17 protein-coding genes are annotated in these 19,565 nt (G+C 64.9%); 4 read left to right on the top strand and 13 right to left on the bottom strand.

The features are described 5' to 3' along the window. The first annotated feature begins 2 nt into the window (after positions 1-2). The gene (locus PSUB009319_RS00370; protein WP_124380282.1) at positions 3-1,256 is read left to right on the top strand and encodes an FAD-binding oxidoreductase; all 1,254 of its coding nucleotides are present in this window, start codon (positions 3-5) and stop codon (positions 1,254-1,256) included. 1 nt (position 1,257) lies between these two features. Here PSUB009319_RS00370 and PSUB009319_RS00375 read toward each other — a convergent pair whose 3' ends face one another. From PSUB009319_RS00375 to PSUB009319_RS00395, 5 genes are read right to left on the bottom strand one after another with little or no spacing between them, the layout of a single operon-like run. Next, positions 1,258-2,739, bottom strand: a complete 1,482-nt coding sequence (locus PSUB009319_RS00375; RefSeq protein WP_124380283.1) for an NAD-dependent succinate-semialdehyde dehydrogenase — start codon at positions 2,737-2,739, stop codon at positions 1,258-1,260. A gap of 23 nt (positions 2,740-2,762) precedes the next feature. Continuing rightward, the gene (locus tag PSUB009319_RS00380) at positions 2,763-3,848 is read right to left on the bottom strand and encodes a tartrate dehydrogenase (protein ID WP_124380284.1); all 1,086 of its coding nucleotides are present in this window, start codon (positions 3,846-3,848) and stop codon (positions 2,763-2,765) included. 52 nt (positions 3,849-3,900) lie between these two features. After that, positions 3,901-4,683 carry a 4-hydroxy-2-oxoheptanedioate aldolase gene (hpaI, locus tag PSUB009319_RS00385; protein ID WP_124380285.1) on the bottom strand — a complete coding sequence of 261 codons (783 nt, stop codon included), beginning with the start codon at positions 4,681-4,683 and terminating at the stop codon, positions 3,901-3,903. Next, a complete protein-coding gene (locus PSUB009319_RS00390) occupies positions 4,652-6,001 on the bottom strand; it encodes an MFS transporter (RefSeq protein ID WP_124380286.1) in 1,350 nt (449 codons plus the stop codon). Before PSUB009319_RS00390 ends, hpaI begins: the two co-directional genes overlap by 32 nt. Positions 6,002-6,053: 52 nt before the next feature. Continuing rightward, positions 6,054-7,613: a UxaA family hydrolase gene (locus tag PSUB009319_RS00395; protein ID WP_124380287.1), complete on the bottom strand. Its 1,560-nt coding sequence runs from the start codon at positions 7,611-7,613 to the stop codon at positions 6,054-6,056. A gap of 164 nt (positions 7,614-7,777) precedes the next feature. Between PSUB009319_RS00395 and PSUB009319_RS00400 the strand changes: the two genes are divergently transcribed. After that, the gene (locus PSUB009319_RS00400) at positions 7,778-8,830 is read left to right on the top strand and encodes a LacI family DNA-binding transcriptional regulator (protein ID WP_124380288.1); all 1,053 of its coding nucleotides are present in this window, start codon (positions 7,778-7,780) and stop codon (positions 8,828-8,830) included. Positions 8,831-8,833: 3 nt separating this feature from the next. Here PSUB009319_RS00400 and PSUB009319_RS00405 read toward each other — a convergent pair whose 3' ends face one another. The 7 genes from PSUB009319_RS00405 to PSUB009319_RS00435 all read right to left on the bottom strand — a co-directional run bounded on the left by PSUB009319_RS00405 (position 8,834) and on the right by PSUB009319_RS00435 (position 16,172). Then, the gene (locus PSUB009319_RS00405) at positions 8,834-10,312 is read right to left on the bottom strand and encodes a M81 family metallopeptidase (RefSeq protein WP_124380289.1); all 1,479 of its coding nucleotides are present in this window, start codon (positions 10,310-10,312) and stop codon (positions 8,834-8,836) included. Positions 10,313-10,325: 13 nt separating this feature from the next. Then, entirely contained in the window at positions 10,326-11,579 is a 1,254-nt protein-coding gene (locus PSUB009319_RS00410; protein WP_124380290.1) for a Zn-dependent hydrolase, read from the bottom strand. 15 nt (positions 11,580-11,594) lie between these two features. Beyond that, the gene (locus tag PSUB009319_RS00415; protein ID WP_124380680.1) at positions 11,595-12,299 is read right to left on the bottom strand and encodes an ABC transporter ATP-binding protein; all 705 of its coding nucleotides are present in this window, start codon (positions 12,297-12,299) and stop codon (positions 11,595-11,597) included. An 8-nt stretch (positions 12,300-12,307) separates the two neighbouring features. Continuing rightward, complete coding sequence (locus PSUB009319_RS00420; RefSeq protein ID WP_124380291.1) at positions 12,308-13,078, bottom strand: ABC transporter ATP-binding protein; 771 nt, start codon at positions 13,076-13,078, stop codon at positions 12,308-12,310. Beyond that, the gene (locus tag PSUB009319_RS00425; RefSeq protein ID WP_124380681.1) at positions 13,075-14,043 is read right to left on the bottom strand and encodes a branched-chain amino acid ABC transporter permease; all 969 of its coding nucleotides are present in this window, start codon (positions 14,041-14,043) and stop codon (positions 13,075-13,077) included. Before PSUB009319_RS00425 ends, PSUB009319_RS00420 begins: the two co-directional genes overlap by 4 nt. Continuing rightward, positions 14,043-14,900, bottom strand: coding sequence for a branched-chain amino acid ABC transporter permease (locus PSUB009319_RS00430; protein ID WP_124380292.1), 858 nt, complete (start codon positions 14,898-14,900; stop codon positions 14,043-14,045). The genes PSUB009319_RS00425 and PSUB009319_RS00430 overlap by 1 nt, the downstream gene beginning before the upstream one ends. A gap of 72 nt (positions 14,901-14,972) precedes the next feature. Next, on the bottom strand, positions 14,973-16,172 hold the full coding sequence (locus tag PSUB009319_RS00435) for an ABC transporter substrate-binding protein (protein WP_124380293.1): 1,200 nt from the start codon (positions 16,170-16,172) through the stop codon (positions 14,973-14,975). A 353-nt stretch (positions 16,173-16,525) separates the two neighbouring features. On the opposite strand from PSUB009319_RS00435, the gene PSUB009319_RS00440 reads away from it, so the two are divergent. After that, positions 16,526-17,356, top strand: coding sequence for a FadR/GntR family transcriptional regulator (locus tag PSUB009319_RS00440; RefSeq protein ID WP_124380294.1), 831 nt, complete (start codon positions 16,526-16,528; stop codon positions 17,354-17,356). Positions 17,357-17,360: 4 nt separating this feature from the next. Here the strand turns inward: PSUB009319_RS00440 and PSUB009319_RS00445 are convergent, their stop codons facing one another. Then, positions 17,361-18,338 (bottom strand): MBL fold metallo-hydrolase, encoded by a 978-nt coding sequence (locus tag PSUB009319_RS00445; RefSeq protein WP_221620951.1) that lies wholly within the window; start codon positions 18,336-18,338, stop codon positions 17,361-17,363. Positions 18,339-18,432: 94 nt separating this feature from the next. Here PSUB009319_RS00445 and PSUB009319_RS00450 point away from each other — a divergent pair, with 94 nt between their 5' ends. Continuing rightward, on the top strand, positions 18,433-19,437 hold the full coding sequence (locus tag PSUB009319_RS00450; RefSeq protein WP_124380295.1) for a LysR family transcriptional regulator: 1,005 nt from the start codon (positions 18,433-18,435) through the stop codon (positions 19,435-19,437). Positions 19,438-19,565: the final 128 nt, after the last annotated feature.

The raw sequence follows: 19,565 nt of genomic DNA on the forward strand, positions 1-19,565 counted from the left end.
TCATGCGCTTCGACACCCTTGTGCTGGGCGCCGGCATTGTCGGCGTCTCGGTGGCTGTGCATCTGCAGAAACGCGGGCGCACCGTCGCCCTTGTGGACCGACGTGCGCCGGGCCTTGAGACGTCGTTCGGCAATGCGGGGCTGATCCAGCGTGAGGGTGTGTATCCGTATGCGTTCCCGCGCGACTTGCCGACGCTGCTGCGTTATGCGGGCAACACGTCGGCGGAAGTGCACTACCACCCGGGCGATCTGCCCCGGCTGCTGCCGTTTCTGTGGCAGTACTGGCGCAATTCGCATCCGGCCCGGCATGCAGCCATTGCGCGGGCGTATGCGCCGCTCATCGCGCACAGCGTGAGCGAGCACCGCGCGCTGGCGCAAGCGGCCGGTGCCACGGGCCTGATCCGCCCCGGTGGCTGGATCAAGGTCTTCCGCAACGCAGCCACGCAGGACGCGGAAACCCGCGCCGTCGAGCGCTGGCAACGCGAATACGGCGTCGCCTTTGAAGCGCTGGACCCAGCGCGCCTGCACGCGGTTGAGCCACATCTGGACCCATCGCTGCTGGGTGGCCTGCGCTATACGGAAGCCGATTCCGTGAGCGACCCAAACGCGCTGGTTACCGCCTATGCGAGGTATTTCGAGCAACTCGGCGGCCGCCTGTTTGAAGCTGATGCCAACACGCTGACGCCCAACGCGCCGTGGCTGCTGCAAACCAAGTCAGGCGAGCTGCGCGCCGGCAATGTCGTCATTGCCATGGGCCCGTGGGCAGACGTGATCACCTCGCGCCTGGGCTACAGCCTGCCGCTGGCCGTCAAGCGCGGTTACCACATGCACTATGCGAGCGCGCCGGGCACGCAGTTGAACCACCCGGTGCTCGATGCAGACGGCGGTTATGTGCTGGCACCGATGGCGCGCGGCATCCGCCTGACCACCGGCGCTGAACTCGCGCACCGTGACGCACCGAAAACGCCGGTGCAGTTGGAAGCCGTTGAGCCCGTGGCCCGCAAACTCTTTCCGCTGGCCGAGCGCGTGGATGCTGAACCCTGGATGGGCGCCCGCCCCTGTACGCCAGACATGCTGCCGATCATCGGGCCGGCGCCGCACCATCCGAGCCTGTGGTTCGCATTTGGCCACGCACACCACGGTCTGACGTTGGGGCCGATTACCGGGCGATTAATTGCAGAAATGATCACGGGCGAGACACCTGCGGTAGATGCTCGCCCGTTCCGTGCCCAGCGCTTCTGGGATTCAGCGCGCTAGTTCAAGCAAGGCCGCCCTGGCACAAGTACTTGATCGACAGGTAATCGTCGAGCCCGTACTTGGAGCCCTCGCGCCCGTAGCCCGACTCCTTCACGCCGCCAAAGGGCGCCGCCTCGCTGGCGAGCGCACCCTCGTTGATGCCGACGATGCCCGCTTCCAGCGCATGCGAGACGCGCTCGATACGGCGGATGTCCTGCGTGTAAAAGTACGAAGCCAGCCCGAACGGTGTGTCGTTGGCGGCCTGCACGGCCTCGGCCTCATCCACAAAGCGGAACAACGGGGCGACGGGGCCAAAGGTTTCTTCGCCGCAGAGGGCCATGCCGCCGTTGGCGTCCGCCAGCACGGTGGGTGCATAGAAGTGTTCACCGACTTCCGGCAGGCGTTTGCCGCCGGCCAGCACGCGGGCGCCGTTGGCAATGGCGTCTTGCACGTGGCGCTCGATCTTGTCGACAGCGCGGGCGTTGATCATCGGGCCGATCTGCGCGGCGGGGTCTGTGGCCGGTGCGACTTTCAGCGCGGAAACCCGCTCGGCCAGCATGGCGCCAAAGCGCTCGTACAAGCCGGCCTGCACGTAGACGCGGTTCGGGCACACGCAGGTCTGGCCGCCATTGCGGAACTTGGCCGCCAGCAGGCCGGTGATGGCCGCATCAAGATCCGCGTCGTCAAACACGATGAACGGCGCGTTGCCGCCCAGCTCCAGCGACAGCTTTTTCAGCGTGCCGGCCGATTCGCGCGCCAGGTACTTGCCGACCGGCGTTGAGCCCGTGAACGTGATCTTGCGCACGCGGGCATCGTGCAGCCAATCGCCCACGGCTTCAATACCGCGATCGCGCGAGGCAGAGATCATGTTCAGCACACCCGGCGGCAGCCCCGCCTCTTGTGCGAGTTGCGCCAAGGCCAGTGCCGTGAGTGGCGTGTCTTCGGCCGGCTTGGCGACCACGGTGCAGCCCGCCGCCAGCGCCGGCGCGATCTTGCGCGCGATCATCGCCAGCGGAAAATTCCACGGCGTGATGGCCGCAACGATACCCACGGGCTCCTTTATCGCGCTCATGCGCTTGCCGCGCTGCTGCTGCGGGATGAGATCGCCGTAGATGCGCGTGGCCTCGTCGGCAAACCAGGCGACGTACGACGCGCCGTACAGCACCTCGCCGCGCCCTTCGGCAAACGGCTTGCCCTGCTCCAGCGAAATCAACCGCCCCAGCGCATCGGCATTGGCCACGATGGCCGCATGCCAGCGGCGCAGGATGGCAGCGCGCTCGGCGGGCAGCGTGTCACGCCATGCCGGGAAGGCGCGTGCTGCGGCGTTGGTGGCGGCACGCGCGTCGGCCGCGCTGCTGTCCGGCACGTTGGTGATGAGGTTGCCGGTGGCCGGATCGGTCACGGCAAAGCGGGTGCCGTCAGCGCCTGCAATCCACTGGCCGTCGATCAGGTTGTCGGTGCGGATCAGCCCGGTCTGGCAGAGCTGGTCGAAGGTGAAAGCCATCGTCGATTCCTTCAAGCCGCACGTCAACCCAGGCGCGCGGCAATCGCCTCGCCCACCTGTGTGGTGTTGGCGGTGCCGCCCAGGTCCGGCGTGCGCGGGCCGTCCTTCAGCACAGCTTCAATCGCGGCGACGATGGCGTCGTGCGCGGCGCGGCCTGCGCCCTGGCCTTGAGTCAGGAAATCCAGCATCAGCGCACCTGACCAGATCATCGCAATCGGGTTGGCAATGTTCTTGCCATAGATGTCCGGCGCGGAGCCATGCACGGGCTCGAACAACGAGGGGAACGTGCGATCGGGGTTCAGGTTGGCAGACGGTGCCAAGCCAATCGTGCCGGTAGTCGCGGGGCCCAGGTCAGACAGGATGTCGCCAAACAGGTTGGTGGCGGCCACCACATCAAAGCGGCCGGGCTGCAGCACGAAGCGCGCGGTCAGGATGTCGATGTGCTGCTTGTCGAGCGTGACGCCTGGATATTGCGCGGCGACCTCATCAGCGCGGGCGTCCCACCACGGCATGCTGATGGCGATGCCGTTGCTCTTGGTGGCGAGCGTCACGTGCTTGCGGGCGCGGCTCTGCGCCAGGTCAAAGGCGAACTTCAGCAGGCGCTCTGCACCACGGCGCGAGTAGACCGACTCCTGAATCACGATCTCGCGGTCGGTGCCTTCATACATGATGCCGCCCAGCGAGGTGTACTCGCCTTCGGTGTTCTCACGCACGACGTAGTAGTCGATATCACCGGGCTTGCGGTTGGCCAGCGGGCACGGCACGCCTTCAAACAAACGCACTGGGCGCAGGTTGATGTACTGATCAAACTCGCGGCGGAACTTGAGCAGCGAGCCCCACAGCGAGACGTGATCGGGCACCGTCTGCGGCCACCCCACCGCGCCGAAGAAAATCGCGTCCATGCCCTTGAGCTGGGCCTTCCAATCGTCCGGCATCATCTTGCCGTGCTGCTGGTAGTAGTCGCAGCTTGCCCATTCGATGTGCTGGGTTTCGAGATCGATGCCGAAACGGCGTGCGGCGGCTTCGAGCACGCGCAGGCCTTCGGGCATCACTTCGCGGCCGATGCCGTCGCCGGGGATCACAGCGATCCGGTAAGTCTTGCGAGTCATGTCAGATCCGGTAAAAAAGGGGAAGAGTCAGGCAGCTTACGGCAGGATGGGCTCACAGGCCGAACTCGCGCGCGAGCTTGCGCGCACCGTTGGCAAACATGAGGATATCAATGCCGGTGGCAACAAAGGTGCAGCCCAGCTCCAGATAATGACGGGCCAGCGCAGGGTCAGACGTCAAGGTGCCCGCAGCCTTGCCCGACGCAACAATTGTGCGCATGGCGTTGTCAATGGCGGCCTGCACGTCAGGGTGGCCCGCATTGCCGCGGTGGCCCATCGATGCAGCCAGGTCTGCCGGGCCGATGAACACGCCGTCCACGCCATCCACATCGCAGATGGCTTCAAGGTTTTGCAGCGCGGTGGCAGTTTCGGCCTGCACGAGCAGGCAGGCTTCGTCATCGGCAATTTGCAGGTAATCGGTGCGGGCACTCCAGCGCGACGCACGGCCCACTGCACTGCCCACACCGCGAATGCCGTGCGGCGGATAGCGCACCGCACGCACCAGCTCACGCGCTTGTTCGGCCGTGTCGACCATCGGCACCAGCAGCGTGCGCGCGCCAATATCCAGCAGGCGTTTGATGAGCGACGGATCGCCGTTGTATGGGCGCACGATAGGCTCGGCGCGGTACGGTGCCACGGCCTGCAGTTGCGCGAGGATCGTGCGCACGTCGTTCGGGGCGTGCTCGCTGTCGATCAGCAGCCAGTCGAAGCCGGCAGTGGCGCTTACCTCGGCTAGGTACGGATCGCTCATCGCCAGCCAGAAGCCGATCTGGCGTTGTTGGGCGGCCAGCGCGGCCTTGAAACGGTTAGGCTCGGGCGTTTGCATTGCTTTGTTCATGCGGATTGAGTGCTGCGGAGGTGGGCTCGAAGGTGATCGGTTCAACCTTGCCGAGCAGGAAGAGGTAATTGAGGATGGCAAGGCCAATGAGCGCGGCAGAGAACACCAGCGCGGGGATGAACGAACCGGTGGCACCCGCGATGGCGCCGGTGACGATCGGGCCGACCACACCGCCCATGTTCGACACGCTGTTCTGCAGCCCCGCCACCATCGACACGTTGTTGCCCGGCGCCACATCGGCCGGCAGCGCCCACACTTGCGATGCGGCCACGGTGGTGCCCGACTTGGCAATGCACAGCAGAACGACTGCCACCACCGCCGACTGCGCGAACGCCGCCAGCCCGATGCTCGACGCCATCACCAGCCCGACCACCAGGAACAGCTTGCGCGTGGCCGTCAGCGAGAGCTTGCCCGACGCATACACACGGTCAGATGCCCAGCCCGCAAACACCTCCACGAACATCGACACGAACAGCGGCAATGATGCCATGAGGCCCATCTGCATCAAACCCATGCCGCGCTCCTTGACCAGATACGTCGGCAGCCAGGTGATGAAGAAGTACGAGTTGTAGTTGATCATGAAGAAGCCAATGCACATCGCCCAGATGTTCCGGTGCGTGAGCAGCTTCGTCCAAGGCATCTTCGGTTCGTCTTTGCTGCCCGCGCCATTTTTTGGCGGCAGGCCGCGCTCGATATGCGCCAGCTCGGCGGCATTCACGCCCTTGTGCTCGGCCGGTGTTTCCTTGAACACCGCCCACCACACCACGCTCCACACGATGCCCAGCGCGCCCGTCGCCGCAAAGGTGACCTTCCAATCGAACATCACCAGCAGCCACGCGATGAGCGGCAGGGCGACAGCGCTGCCCAGCTTGGAGCCGCTGTCGAAAATGGCCGCCACCGTAGCGCGCTCCTGCCTGGGGAACCAGCGCCCCGTAATGCCCGCGCTGCTCGGGTACGCACCCGCTTCACCAATGCCCAGCGCCACACGCAGGCCCACCAGCGACTTGAAGCCGTTGGCCAGGCCCGTGATGGCCGTTGCCAGTGACCACCACAACACCGCAAAACCCAGCACCTTCTTCTGCCCGAAGCGATCCGCCAGAATGCCGGCCGGCAACTGCAGCAGCGCATACGACCAGAAGAACGCCGACATGACGACGCCCATTTCCACCGCGCTCAGATGGAACTCCTTCTGGATGTGCGGTGCGGCGGCCGACAGCACGGTGCGATCGATGTAGTTGATGGCAATCGCCGCCCACATGAGCCCGGCGACGACCCAGCGCACTTTCGAGCGCTGGCCGCCTTGTGAGGTGTCCTGCATGGTGTTGGTCTCCTGTTTTGTAATAGGTGATGCTGGCCTTCGCGCCGAAACGCTAACTCACGATGCCCATGTGCCAGGGGACAAATTCGTGATCGCCCAGACCGAGCAGTTCGCTCTTCGTGCGCTCGCCCGAAGCGGTGCGCAGGATGTGCGCGAAGATGTCCTGCCCCATCTCTTGCACCGAGCGTTCACCATCGAGAATGCGGCCGCAGTTGATGTCCATGTCTTCTTCCAGACGGCGAAACATCGGCGTGTTGCTGGCCAGCTTGATGGTGGGTGCCGGTTTGGAGCCGAACATCGAGCCGCGCCCCGTGGTGAAGCAGATGAGGTTGGCGCCGCTGGCAATCTGCCCCGTCACGGCAACCGGGTCGTAGCCCGGCGAATCCATGAAGACAAAGCCGGCGCGATCAATAGGCTCTGCGTATTCGTACACGGCCTGCAGCGGCGTGGTGCCGCCCTTCATGGCCGAGCCGAGGGATTTTTCGACGATGTTGGCGAGGCCGCCCTGCTGGTTGCCGGGGCCCACCACGCCGTTGAACTGGCCGTTGTGGCCACGTGTGTAGTTCTCCCACCATTTCAGGCGGTCGAGCAGCTTTTGGCCGACTTCGGGCGACACCGCGCGCCGCGTGAGCATGGTTTCCACGCCGTGAATCTCTGGCGTTTCCGACAGGATGGCCGTGCCGCCGTGGCGCACCAGCAAGTCCATCGCGGCGCCCAGCGCGGGGTTGGCGGTGATGCCTGAGAAGCCATCCGACCCACCGCACTCCAGCCCGATCTTGATGTGACTGGCCGATACCGGCCGGCGCACGATGTCGTTGGCCGCGGGCAGCATCTTCTGGATGGCGGTGATCCCCGCTTCAATGGTGGCGCGCGTGCCGCCCGTGTCCTGCATCACCAGCGTATGCATCAGCTTGCCGGTCTCCAGCCCTTGCGATGCCATCAGGTCGGCCACCTGGTTGCGCTCGCAGCCCAGGCCGACGACCAGCACGCCGGCCAGATTCGGATGCCGCGCGTAGCCCGCCAGCGTGCGGCGCAGCACGTCAAAGTGCTCTGATGGCGACGACATCCCGCAGCCGCTGGTCTGCGCAAACGCGACCACGCCATCCACGTTGGGAAACGGCGCCAGGCGCTCCGGCGTGAACCACGCCGCAATGTTTTTGATAACGGTGGACGAGCAATTGACCGAGGCGAGGATGCCGATGAAATTGCGCGTCGCTACACGCCCATCGGGCCGCACGATGCCGTGGAAGGTGGCGCGCTGGGCTTCGGGGATGTAATCAACGGGGCGCACATCCAGCCCGAAGCCGGGGTCGCGTGCGTAGTTGATCAGTTCGACGTTGTGCGTGTGGACGTGCTCGCCGGCTTCGATAGCGCGTGCGGCGCAGCCGATGACGGTGTCGTACTTGCGGATGGCCTCGCCCTGTGCGATGCGGCGTGCGGCGATCTTGTGGCCGGCGGGCACCTGCGCGCGCAGGCGGATCGTCGCGCCGTTAATGGACAGACTCGCCCCAAGCGACAGCGCTTCGCGCGCAATCAGCACGTTGTCTGCCGCGTTCAATTGAATCAGCGGCCCGCTGCCTGTTACGGCCCGGGCCGGGCTTGCCTGCAACATCCTTTGCTCCTCCGGGCTGTCTTGTCGTGCAGCCGTCGTCAATGGTGTGGTTTTGATGTTACCGGTTCATGTAACCGGTAACATTGGCGCAATCGTAGTCGGCTTTTGCGATAATTGCTAGCCCCTTTTTTCCCCTGTGTTTCCCTCATCGGCCCATCGATCACGTGACCAAGTCCACCACCGTGTCTCTCGCAGAATCTGCGCCCGCCACCGCACGCCGCGCGCGCAAAAGCACGGGGCGCGTTACCTTGAGCGACCTCGCCAAGCTGGTGGGCGTGACCAAGGTAACGGTGTCGCGCGCATTGAACACGCCGGAGCTGGTGTCGAGCGATACGCTCGAGCGCGTGCGCGAAGCGGTGCGGCAGACCGGCTACACGCCGGATCTGGTGGCCGGCTCATTGGCATCCAACCGCAGCCGGTTGATCGTCGCGCTCATCCCCACGATTGCGGGCAGCGTGTTCCAGGAAACCGTGGCAGCACTGACCACCGAGCTGGCGGCGGCGGGCTACCAATTGCTGATCGGCCAGAGCGGCTATGACGAATCGCGCGAAGACGCGCTGCTTGACGCCATCGTCGGGCGGCGGCCGGCGGGCATCGTGCTGACCGGCGTGGTGCACGCGGCCAGCGTGCGGCAAAAGCTGCAGGCCGCGGGCGTGCCGGTGGTGGAAACGTGGGACATCACGCGCAACCCGCTCGACATGCTGGTCGGCTTTTCGCACCAGAAAGTCGGGCAGGCGGCGGCGCGTTATCTGAAACAGCGCGGTGCCAAGCGCCCGGCGGTCATTACACCGAGCGACCGCCGTGCGCAGGCGCGCGCGCAAGCCTTCGTAAAGGCGTTCGGCTCGGACGTCGACGTTCCCGTGATTGCCGCTGAATCCCCTGCCAACCTGGGCGACGGCCGACGCGCGCTGGGCGCATTGCTAGCGCAGCATCCGAACACCGACGCCATCTTCTGTGGCGCCGACATCCTCGCGCTCGGCGTGCTGATGGAAGCCGCGCATCGCGGCATCGCGGTGCCCGAACAGCTACGCGTGGTCGGCTACGGCGATCAGGTCTTCGCCAAAGACACCACGCCCCCGCTCACCACCATCCGCATTGACGGCACGGGCATCGGCAAACTGGCCGCATCGCTGCTGATTGACCGCATCGAGCATGGCGACGAAGAACGCCGCACGGTCGACATCGGCTTTACGCTCGTGGAGCGCGACAGCGCGTAGTACTCAAGCCGGCATGGCTTGCGCGTCGAGCGGAAACACAGGCCGCTGCAACTTCGCAAACGGAAAGCGCGTGTAGTCCGAACTCGTCACGCCCCCGCCGTCGCACTCCACCACGGCCTTGGCAATCGGCACGAACACTGGCCGGCAATACATGCGCGACTTCAGCAGCACGAAGCGCGCGGCATGCGGGTCCACACCAATGTGCGTGAAGATGCCGAGGTCCCAGTGCTCCTGCGGCGTTTCTGTGACGACGACTTGCGCCGCGCCGATGTCGAGCAATGCCGTGCGCCCCATGCGGATACGCTGGCCGGTGTAGGTGGGCCCGGTGATGATGTATTCGCCATCGCTGATGGCAGCGACCTTGCCCGTGAGTGCGCGTGAAACCGGGTACACGCCCAACTGTACGAGCGGCACCTTGTCGCCCACGGGCAACGTAACGGTGGCACCCACGCCCGCCTCGATCATTGCAGCAACGGCTTCGGGGTCGCACACAGGCCCGACAGCGATACCGGTCAAACCCTGCTTCAACGCTTCGTGCAAGACGTGCATGTCGTCGCAGGTGCCGCCGGACATGCAGTTGTCGCCATGGTCGAGCAGCAGCACGGGTGCGTTGCCCGGGCCTTCGGCCAACGTGGCGGCGCGTGCGATGGAATCTGCCAGCGGCTCGGAACGATAGACGAAGCCTTCCCGGTCAGCCCAGATGGCGTCCGCAATGCGCTGGGCGGCGGCATCAGCGGCTTGCGCGTCGCCATTGCCAACCACCACAACGCAGGGGCATGGCGCGGCAATATCCGCCAGCCCAAAGCCCGCGAGGATCGACACGGCCAGCATGCCCGCGTTCTCCGCCTGCCTGGCCAGCGCCACGGCATGATGCATCGCGCCTTCATCCGTGCGGCTGCGCAGCGTGTGCGTGACCATTGGCAAGCGGCGCCATGCGAGCACCGGATTCGCGCGCCCGGCCAGTTTGTCGAACAGCAGGCGGCCTGCGTGCTCGCCTGTCTCGTACATGTCGACGTGCGGATACGTCTTGAAGCTCACCGCAATGTCCGCCAAGTCGATGAACTTCTGTGTGAGGTTGCCGTGCAGGTCCAGCGCAACAGTAATCGGCACATCGGGCACCACCGCGCGCAGGCGTTCGAGCAGGTCGCCTTCGCCGTCGTCGCTGTTTTCCGCAACCATCGCGCCGTGCAGGTCGAGCATCAGCGCATTGCACCCCGGCGCGGCGGCAACGATGGCATCGCACAGTGCGGTGTAGGCGTCAGCCGCCACGCGCCCGCTCGGGTTGGCCCCGGCAACGACGGGCACGACAATCTCCGCGCCCGCTGCCTCCGCCAAATCAATAAAAGCACCGGCTGCCGTGCGCGTGCCTTTGGCGGCGCGGTAGGCATCTGCCCCATAGTGCGGATGGAACGACGCCAGCGGCGTCGGCACTGGCGAGAACGTGTTGGTCTCGTGATTGAAGCGGGCGATCAGGATGCGCATGGGCGTGTGTCGGTTATGAGCGGCCAGCGGCTTGCAACATGGCGTGCAGCAGCACGTTGCAGCCAGCTTCCAGGTGTTCGGGGCGGGCGTCTTCGATCTCGTTGTGGCTGATGCCGTCTTTGCATGGCACGAAAATCATGGCGGTGGGCGCCACGCGCGCGAGGTAGACCGCGTCATGGCCTGCGCCGCTGATGACGTCCATCTCCGAGAAACCCAGTTGCCGCGCACCGTTGCGTACGGCGTTTACCAGCGTCGCGTCAAAGGGTTGCGGCGGGAAGTAAACAACCTGGCGCAGCGCGATGTCGATGCCGCTGCGCGCGCGTAGTTCGCTCACAGCCGCGTGCAGCGCCGCGTCCATGTCGGACAGCACGGCATCGTCCGCCGCACGAAAGTCGATCGTCATCGACACGCCGCCCGGAATCACGTTGCGCGAATCGGGGTGCACGCTCAGGCAACCCACCGTGGCGCGCGCGTGCGGCGGGCGCTCCAGCGCGATACGGTTGGCGATGCCGACCAGCTCTGCGGCTGGCAACAGTGCGTCGCGGCGCAACTCCATCGGCGTGGGCCCGGCGTGCGCCTCCATGCCGGTGAGAACCACGTCGTACCAGCGCTGGCCAAGCGCGCCCGTTACCACGCCGATGGTCTTGCCGTGCGCTTCGAGCACCGGCCCTTGCTCGATATGCGCTTCGAAATACGCACCCACGGCGCGGCCGCCCACCGGCTCGCTGCCCGCGTAGCCGATGCTGCGCAGCGCCTCGCCCACGGCCACGCCGTCGCGGTCCTGCGCGGCCAGCACAGCGTCGAGCGTGAATTCACCAATGAAGGCGCCCGAGCCCATCATCACCGGCACAAAGCGCGAGCCCTCTTCGTTGGTCCACACGGCCACCTCGATCGGTGCTTCGGTTTCGATGCCCGCATCGTTGAGCGTGCGCACAACCTCGATGCCCGCGAACACGCCGTAGTTGCCGTCGAACTTGCCACCCGTGGGCTGCGTGTCGATATGGCTGCCGGTCATCACGGGCGGCAGCGCGTTGTTGCGCCCCGGGCGGCGTGCGAACAGGTTGCCGATGGCGTCTACACGCACGGTGCAGCCGGCGGCCTCGGCCTGCGCAACAAAGAAGTCGCGGCCCTGCCGGTCGAGATCGGTCAGCGCCAAGCGGCGCACGCCGCCCTTGGGCGTGGCGCCAATGCGCGCCTGCTGCATGAGCGTGTCCCACAAGCGCGCACCGTTGATGCGCAGGGTGATATCGAGGGTAGTTGTCGTCATGGTCGTGTGTGCTGCTCAGGCGGCAAGGCCGACGCCAAGGTAGCGGTCCTTGATGGCGTCGTCAGCGCGGAAAGCGTCATTGGTGCCGGTGTAGACCACGCGGCCCTGTTCGATGATCACGTGGCGATCTGCCAGTTGCGTGCAAACCTCCAGGTTCTGCTCGACCAGCAGGATGGACACGCCCGCCTGCTTGATCACCTTCAACTGCGCGACGATCTCTTCCACGATGACGGGGGCGAGACCTTCTACCGGCTCGTCGAGCATCAACAGGCGCGGGTGGTTCATCAACGCGCGGCCAATGGCCAGCATCTGCTGCTCGCCGCCGGACAGGTTGGCGCCGCCGTTGCGTCGCCGCTCATGCAGGCGCGGGAAGATGCGATAGATGTCGGCCAACTGCCACGGCGAATCGCGCCGCGCGCCGAGCTTCAGGTTCTCTTCCACCGTCAGCAATTTGAAGATGCCGCGATGCTCCGGCACCAGGCACAGCCCCTGTGCGGCAATGCGATGCGCCGGCTGCCCGGCAATATTCCCGCCCCGAAAGCGCACGTGCCCGCCGCGCGGCGTGACCACGCCGGCAATCGTTTTGAGCGTGGTCGATTTGCCCGCGCCGTTGCGGCCGAGCAGCGTCACCAGTTCGCCCTCGCCCACCGAGAGCGCCACGCCCTGCAGCACGTGGCTTTTGTCGTAGTAACCGTGAAGGTCTTCAACGTCGAGGATCATCGTGGTCGTCACTTCTTGCCTCCGGTGATCATGTTGCCGAGGTAGGCGGCACGCACGCGCGGGTCCGCTCGCACGGCATCGGGCGTGCCCTCCATCAACACCTTGCCCTGCTGCATCACGGTGATGGTGTCGGAGATGTCCATGACGATGTCCATGTTGTGCTCGATCAGCACAACGGTGTGGTCGTGCGCAAGACCACGGATGAGCGCCTTCATGGCCGGGAGGTCATCCACGCCCATGCCCGAGGTCGGTTCGTCGAGGAAGATCGCGCGCGGATTGGCAGCCAGCGCCATGCCCACCTCCAGCCGGCGCTGCTGACCGTGCGAGAGCGCGGCGGCCGGTGTGTCTGCCATGCGCGGCAGTTCCAGCCGCTCGAGCACGCGATCGACCGTATCCGTGCAGGCCAGATCGCCCTGTGGCAAACGCCAGCCGTGCATGGCGCGGCGCGGCGTGGTGCCGAGCGCGGCCAAGCGCAGGTTCTCGCGCACGCTCAAGCTCGGGAACAGGCTCGTCACCTGGAACGACCGCGCGATGCCGCGCTGCACGCGCTGGTAGTCCGCCTCGCGTGTCACGTCATGGCCATCGAAGACGATCGTGCCGCTGGTGATCATGCGCGTGCCGGTGAGCATGTGGAACAACGTCGTCTTGCCCGCCCCATTGGGGCCGATGACGGAGTGCACCGTGCCGGGCATCACGCGCAAATCGACACCGCCCAGTGCGGTGAACTTGCCGTACTGCTTGACGATGCCGGTGGCTTGCAGGATGGGCGTGGTGCTCATGCGCGTTCCTCCTGAACCACCGGTGTGTTGCGCGGCGTACGCACGCGTTGCCACAGCTTCTGCCCGAGCCCGAACAGCCCGCGCTGCATGAACAGGCTCACCGCAATCAGCAGGAAGCCGAGCAGCATCAACCAGCGCGGCCACAGCGTGGAGAGCCAATCCGACAGCAGCACATAAAACGCCGCCCCCAACACCGAAGCAAACACATTGCCCGTGCCGCCGATGACAGTCATCACCAGGATCATCTCGCTGACGTGGTAGTCGATATTGGCCAGCGGCGCGATGCCCGTGAGCATGGCATGCAGCCCGCCTGCCAAGCCGGTGACCGCACCCGAGATCACGAAGGCCAGCAGTTTGAATGCGCGCACGTTGTAGCCGACGGCGAGCGCGCGCTCTTCGTTGTCGCGAATGGCCAGCAGCGTGCGGCCGAACACCGATTCCGTCACGCGCTGCACGAGGAAGAACACAATCAGGAACAGCACCGCCACGAACGCGTAAAACGCCCACGGCGACCCTGCAAATGCAGGACGCGGAATATCGAGCAAGCCGTTGTCCCCACCCGTGAGCGACGGCGTGGTGTAGGCCAGAAAGTAGAACATCTGAGCGAAGGCCAGCGTGAGCATGACGAAGTACGTGCCGCGCTGGCGGATGGCGAACCACCCCACCGCCGCCGCAACCACCGCGCCCACCGCCACGGCCAACCCGATGGCCACCGGCACCGGCAAAGCCAGCCGCGTGAGACCAACGCCCACCGCATAACTGCCCAGCCCGAAGAAGATGCCCTGCCCGAACGACAGCAACCCCGTGTAGCCGAGCAGCAGGTTGCAGGCCATCACCGCCATCGCGTAGACGAGCACTTCGGTGGCCAGCGTGCCGGAGCTCAGCCCCAGCGGCAGCAGCAGCGTCACACCCAGCGCCAGCCACCAGAAGCGGTAGCGCGCGAATCCGTGGAATGTGCCTTGCATCATCCCCTCCCCAGCAGGCCGTGCGGACGCAGCAGCAGCACCGCCGCCATCGCCACGTAGATCATCAGCCGCGCGCCCTCGGGCCACAGCGTGCTCATCAGGCTTTGCACAATGCCCACCAGCAGGCCGCCGACCAGCGCCCCCGCAAAGCTGCCCATGCCGCCCACCACCACCACCACGAAGGCAATGCCGAGTGCCTCCACGCCCATGAACGGCTCCGCGCCACGAATGGGCGCAGCGAGCACACCCGCCACCGCGGCTGTGGCCGCACCGAGCGCAAACATCAGGCTGAACAAGCGGAACACGTTGATGCCAAGCAACGACACCATCTCGGTCGATTCACTGCCTGCACGCACCGCGCTGCCCAGCCGCGTGCCTTCAAGCAGCCACCAAAGCGCGAGCGCCAGCACGGCGGTAAAGCCGATCACAAACAGCCGGTACTTGGGATACACAAAATCGCCCCACATCACCACGCCCTGCAGCGCATCGGGCGGCGGCACATCCACGCCCAGCGGCCCCCACGCCACGATGATGAGTTCCTGCACCACCAGCGCCAGCCCCACGGTGATGAGGATGTGGAACTCGTGCGCCTGCGCATACACGTGGCGCAGCAGCACTTTCTCCGTTACCCACGCGAGCACGCCGATGACGACGGGCGCGAGCACCAGCGCCAGCCAGAAATTCATGCCCATCTGCAGGGCCTGAAAGCAGAGATACGCGCCCAGCGCATAGAACGCGCCGTGGGCGAAATTGACGAAGCGCAACAGCCCGAAGATGATCGACAGCCCTACCGCCAGCAGGAAGTAGAGCATGCCGATCCCCACGCCGTTGACGACCTGGAGCAGGTAGACGTTCATTGCGTTGACGGAAATCGCATTCAGAAAGACAGGCGCCCGCGCTTCATTGGCGGAAGGCGGGCGAGCGGTGAATCAGGTCAGCTTGCACTGCGTCTGTTCGACCGGCAGGAACGCCTTGCCGACAGCCACCACGTCGGCAAAATCGTCCTTGTTCTTCATGCGGCTCTTGGGCTTGCCTTTGAGCAGGTAGTAGTTCTTGAGCACCTGGTGGTCGGCCGCGCGGATCTCTTCCGGGCCGGTCAGGCCGTCGTACTTCATGCCTTGCAGCGCGGCAATCACGGCCTTCGGGTCAGCGCTGCCCGCCTTGACCATCGCATCGAGCAGGATTTTGGTGCAGGTGTACGAGCCCGCCAGGCTGTAGTTCGGGTTCGTCTTGAACGCGGCCTGTGTACGTTTAACGAGATCGCGGTTGGCGGGCGACTCCACGTCGTGCCAATACTGCGCGCCAAAGTACACGCCATCGCACAAGTCTGCGCCGAGCGATTCGAACTGCTCCAGGCCCGACGCCCACGCCACCAGGATCGTCACGTTCTTCTTCATGCCAAAGCTCACCGCCTGACGCAGCGTGTCAGACGATTGCGAGCCGAAGTTCAGGATCAGCAGCACATCGGGCTTGGCGGCCATGGCGTTGGTCAGGTAGCCGCTGAACTCCTTCTCGGTGAGCGCGTGATAGCTGTTGCCCACGTGCTCGATGCCTTTTTCCTTGAAGATATTCTTGGCCGCCGAAAGCAGCCCGTCGCCAAACACGTATTGCGGCGTGATGGTGTACCAGCGCTTGGCCTTCGGCATCGATTCGATCAGCGGGCGCACGGTGCGCTCGATGGCGCCGTAGGTCGGCACCGACCAGCGGAACGTGGCGCGGTTGCAATCCTTGCCGGTAATTTCATCGGCACCGGCGGTGGTGATGAACACGCCGCCAAATTTCTCCGCCTCCTTGCCCATCGCCAACGATTCGGACGACAGGATGCCGCCTGCAAAGTAGCGTGCATTCTTCTGCTGCGCGAGCTCCTGCACCTTGCGCACGGCCGTGGCGGGCTTGCCTTCGGTGTCGAGCACGCTGTACGCCAGCGGCCGGCCCAACACCTTGCCGTATTGCTCCACGGCCAGCTTCATGCCCAGATCAGCAAACTTGCCGTTGGCGGCAAACGGGCCAGACATCGGCACCGGGCAGCCCAGTTCGATGGCATCGGCAGCAAACGCGGAACGGGCCTGCAGCACCGACGCGGGCACGGCGGACAGCGCCGCCAGTTTGAGCAAGTCTCGACGATTCAAAGCGCACTCCTTGGGGTTCGTGTTTGGGACACAACAAGCGCCTGGAGCCACCTATGGCGGCTTCCTCCTAGCCTCCGGCGAGGTTTTCGCCGACCGTCGAGTCGAGCAAGAACCAGACCAGTTTCTTATATTTGTTATGATAAATAGGCGAAATCATCATAGAAGCCGCATCCGCGCCGCGTCAACGGCGAAGAGGTCGGTGTTTACGCCAAGCTGTGCGCGACCAAGGTGCCGGGCGACGATGCGGAAATGCGGTGCGTGCGCATGATTGAGGGGCACGCATGCACCATGCCGGTCAGACCGAGCGGCACGGGCCCGCAGTTAGAATGCGCGCAACTCAGGAACGGACATCCATGGCTACACTCGGAGCAGGCAAGACAGCGTCGATCGGCATCCGCAAGCAAAAGCGCGCCGACCTCGTTGCCGAAGAGCTCAAGCGGCTGATCACGCAGCGCAACCTCAAGCCCGGCGACAAGCTCCCGCAAGAGATCAAGCTGCAGGAGACCTTTGGCGTGAGCAAAGGCACGATCCGCGAGGCGCTCAAATCATTGGAGGTGCAAGGGCTGGTGAGCGTGAGCACGGGCCCGGCGGGCGGCGGCACCATCGTCGAGGTGCCGCTGGACCGCACGTTCCAGCTCATGCAGAACTACCTGTTCTTCAAAGACATCGGCATCGCAGACGTCTACACCGTGCGCCGCCTGCTGGAACCGGAACTGGCCGCCGGTGCGGTACCGCATCTGACCGAAGACGATTTCCGCGCGCTCGAGCACACCATCGACCTGTGCGACCCGGCATCAGCCAAGGCCGCCGCGCCGCTGGACCAGCGCCAGGAAGACCTGAGCTTTCACGACATCCTGGCCGCGGCCAACCCCAACCCGATGCTGCGGTTCTGCTGCGAGCTGATCAATGAAATGCTGCGGCAGTTGGTGGTCTTCGGCAACGAAACCTCACCCAAGGACCACGCCAGATTTGGCGCGTCCACCGTCAAGTTCCATCGCGAGATCTTCGAGGCAGCACGCGCACGCAATGCCGATCGCGTGCGCGAACTCATGGCCGCGCACATGGAAGACTGCACGCACCACGTCACGCGCATGAAGGGCCGCGTGCACGGCCGCCTCGTGCTGGATTCCGAGATGCCGCGCCGCAGCCGCCCGCTGCTTGACGAGCACGACGCCGAAGACTAATGGCCTAACGCGTGCTCACGGCGATGCCGTCATCACCCACGTTGAACCGCATCATGTCTTCGCCGACCACGAGCGGCCCCGCGTAGGCCTTGCGCGTTTGCGCCACGATTTGGTCAACCGTATCCGGGGCGGCTGTGCCGGCAATGACGATATGGCTGAAAACAGCAAGCTTCGGCTTGGCATTGTTGAATAGGATGCCGGCCTGCTCCGGAGTGATGTGGTGATCCATGATGGCCCGATAGACCGGACGCTCGGCGAGCAGTCTTTCAGCATCGCTGCCGAGGATGGCGACTTCGTGGATCAGCAGATCGGCACCTGTGCCTTCTTTCTCCACAGCCGGCGCGTACTTGGTGTCTCCAGATAGCACCACCTTGTGCCCCTTGTATTCGATCTTGTAGCCGAATGCCGGCTCGATCAGTGCGCCGTGGAAAACCTTAAAGGCGGTGACCCGCACACCGTCCACGTCGTAGACGACGCCCGGGCCAATGTCGTGAGCCTGTACTGCTGCGGCCTCCAGCGTCAGATGCTCGTCGGCATGGCGGATGCGGCGGTCTTCCGAGAATGCGTCATAGAGCTTTGCCATCATCGCCTCGGTCCCCTTCGGGCCATAGACGACAAAAGGGCCCTGGCGACTGGCGTACGGCGTGCCGAGCCAGCCGGTCAGATACAGATCCGGCAGGCCGTTGATGTGGTCTGAATGCAGGTGCGTAATGAAGTGCGCCGTGATCTCACCGAACGGAATCTTTGCGCGGAACAGCGAGACGGTGTTGCCGCGCCCCATGTCAAACAGCAGCTTCTTGCCGCCGACCTCGATCAGCGTGCTCGGACCGTTGCGTTCCGGCCTGGGGGTCGGAGACCCCGTGCCCAGCAGCGTGACCGTGAATAGCGTTTCCGCTTGGGCGCGGGCTTGGCCAAGCCCCGCAAACATGGCAGCGGCCGCGAGCACTGCGAGCATGCGTGAAGCCGTTTTCTTGTATTTCATGGTGTCTCCTCTTTTGGCATAGGTGGCACCCATTATTTCCGAGGGGTTGCCCCTGAATCATGAGATTTGACCGACAATTCATAACCTCACAAGTATGAATCGGCCATTTTCCATGAGTTTTCGGAAGAGTCCACGACTGCCGGATCTGGCGCCCGCCCTGCGCAAACTGCGCCTGCGCGATCTTGAAATGCTTGCGGAACTGGGGCACACGTGCAGCTTCGGTCAAACCGCCGAGGCCAATGCCATCACGCAGCCGGCACTCTCCAAATGGCTGCGCGATCTGGAGGGCGAACTTGGCGTCGTGCTGTTCGAACGGACCACACGCCGCGTCGCTCCGACGCCATCCGGAGAGATCGCGCTGGCGTGCGCCGCGCGCGTGCTGACCGACATGGCTCGCCTGCCGCAGTCACTTGACGCGCTGAGGCAGGGGCACGGCCAACCGGTGTCTCTGGGGGTGCTGCCAGGCATGGGAGCGGTACTGGTGCCAGCAGCGATGCGATGGCTCCAGCAGCAGGCCGTGCAGCCGCAGGTTCGTCTGCTCGAAGGAACACTGGACCAGCTATTGCCCCAGGCGCAACGCCACGAGCTTGACCTGATCCTGTGCCACATCGGGAGTGCCGCGCGCAACTCGGGCTTGGCCATTCAAGAGCTCTACGAGGATGAAGTGCGCGTTTTTGTCGGTGCGCATCACCCATTGCTCCGGCAGCGGCGGGTCACATGGAAAAACGCCGTCTGCTTTCCCTGGATCTTGCCTCCAGCGGGCTCGCCAATGCGTACTGCGCTGGAACTCGAACTGGCACGGGCCGGCCTGCCGATTCCTGCCATGGCGCTGGAGTCTTCGTCGCTTCCCATCAACGCGATGGCGGCGCGAAGTACAGATTGCCTTTTCGTCGCCGCCAGCCAGAGCGCGCGGTTTGCGCCGGAGCCCCAAACGCTGCGTGCGCTGCCGTTGCACCTGGCCAGCGCGCCAAAAGCCATTGGGCTGCTGTACGCCATGCCGTCAAAAGGCGCGGTTGACGCGCTGCGCCAAGCCCTGCAAGAGGCGGCACGCACGTTGCCAAGTAGCCCGTGGGGACGAACTGGCAGCTTGGTCCGCTAGCCGCTATCAGTCGATTCTGAAGTACTCACATTCGCAACCGCCCAGTCCCATGCTGGCGACAGGATTGCGCATGTGTGAATCAACACCGTTACGCCTTCACCCTTCACGTTGCATGGCCCAACTCCTAT

The organism is Ralstonia sp. SET104, assembly GCF_003851545.1.
Taxonomy (GTDB): Bacteria; Pseudomonadota; Gammaproteobacteria; order Burkholderiales; family Burkholderiaceae; genus Ralstonia.

Excerpts from the sequence above, each read along its gene's own strand:
- PSUB009319_RS00370 (WP_124380282.1), top strand. The coding sequence starts at position 3 with ATGCGCTTCGACACCCTTGTGCTGGGCGCCGGCATTGTCGGCGTCTCG.
- PSUB009319_RS00375 (WP_124380283.1), bottom strand. The coding sequence starts at position 2,739 with ATGGCTTTCACCTTCGACCAGCTCTGCCAGACCGGGCTGATCCGCACC.
- PSUB009319_RS00380 (WP_124380284.1), bottom strand. The coding sequence starts at position 3,848 with ATGACTCGCAAGACTTACCGGATCGCTGTGATCCCCGGCGACGGCATC.
- hpaI (WP_124380285.1), bottom strand. The coding sequence starts at position 4,683 with ATGAACAAAGCAATGCAAACGCCCGAGCCTAACCGTTTCAAGGCCGCG.
- PSUB009319_RS00390 (WP_124380286.1), bottom strand. The coding sequence starts at position 6,001 with ATGCAGGACACCTCACAAGGCGGCCAGCGCTCGAAAGTGCGCTGGGTC.
- PSUB009319_RS00395 (WP_124380287.1), bottom strand. The coding sequence starts at position 7,613 with ATGTTGCAGGCAAGCCCGGCCCGGGCCGTAACAGGCAGCGGGCCGCTG.
- PSUB009319_RS00405 (WP_124380289.1), bottom strand. The coding sequence starts at position 10,312 with ATGCGCATCCTGATCGCCCGCTTCAATCACGAGACCAACACGTTCTCG.
- PSUB009319_RS00410 (WP_124380290.1), bottom strand. The coding sequence starts at position 11,579 with ATGACGACAACTACCCTCGATATCACCCTGCGCATCAACGGTGCGCGC.
- PSUB009319_RS00415 (WP_124380680.1), bottom strand. The coding sequence starts at position 12,299 with ATGATCCTCGACGTTGAAGACCTTCACGGTTACTACGACAAAAGCCAC.
- PSUB009319_RS00420 (WP_124380291.1), bottom strand. The coding sequence starts at position 13,078 with ATGAGCACCACGCCCATCCTGCAAGCCACCGGCATCGTCAAGCAGTAC.
- PSUB009319_RS00425 (WP_124380681.1), bottom strand. The coding sequence starts at position 14,043 with ATGCAAGGCACATTCCACGGATTCGCGCGCTACCGCTTCTGGTGGCTG.
- PSUB009319_RS00430 (WP_124380292.1), bottom strand. The coding sequence starts at position 14,900 with ATGAACGTCTACCTGCTCCAGGTCGTCAACGGCGTGGGGATCGGCATG.
- PSUB009319_RS00440 (WP_124380294.1), top strand. The coding sequence starts at position 16,526 with ATGGCTACACTCGGAGCAGGCAAGACAGCGTCGATCGGCATCCGCAAG.
- PSUB009319_RS00445 (WP_221620951.1), bottom strand. The coding sequence starts at position 18,338 with ATGAAATACAAGAAAACGGCTTCACGCATGCTCGCAGTGCTCGCGGCC.
- PSUB009319_RS00450 (WP_124380295.1), top strand. The coding sequence starts at position 18,433 with ATGAATCGGCCATTTTCCATGAGTTTTCGGAAGAGTCCACGACTGCCG.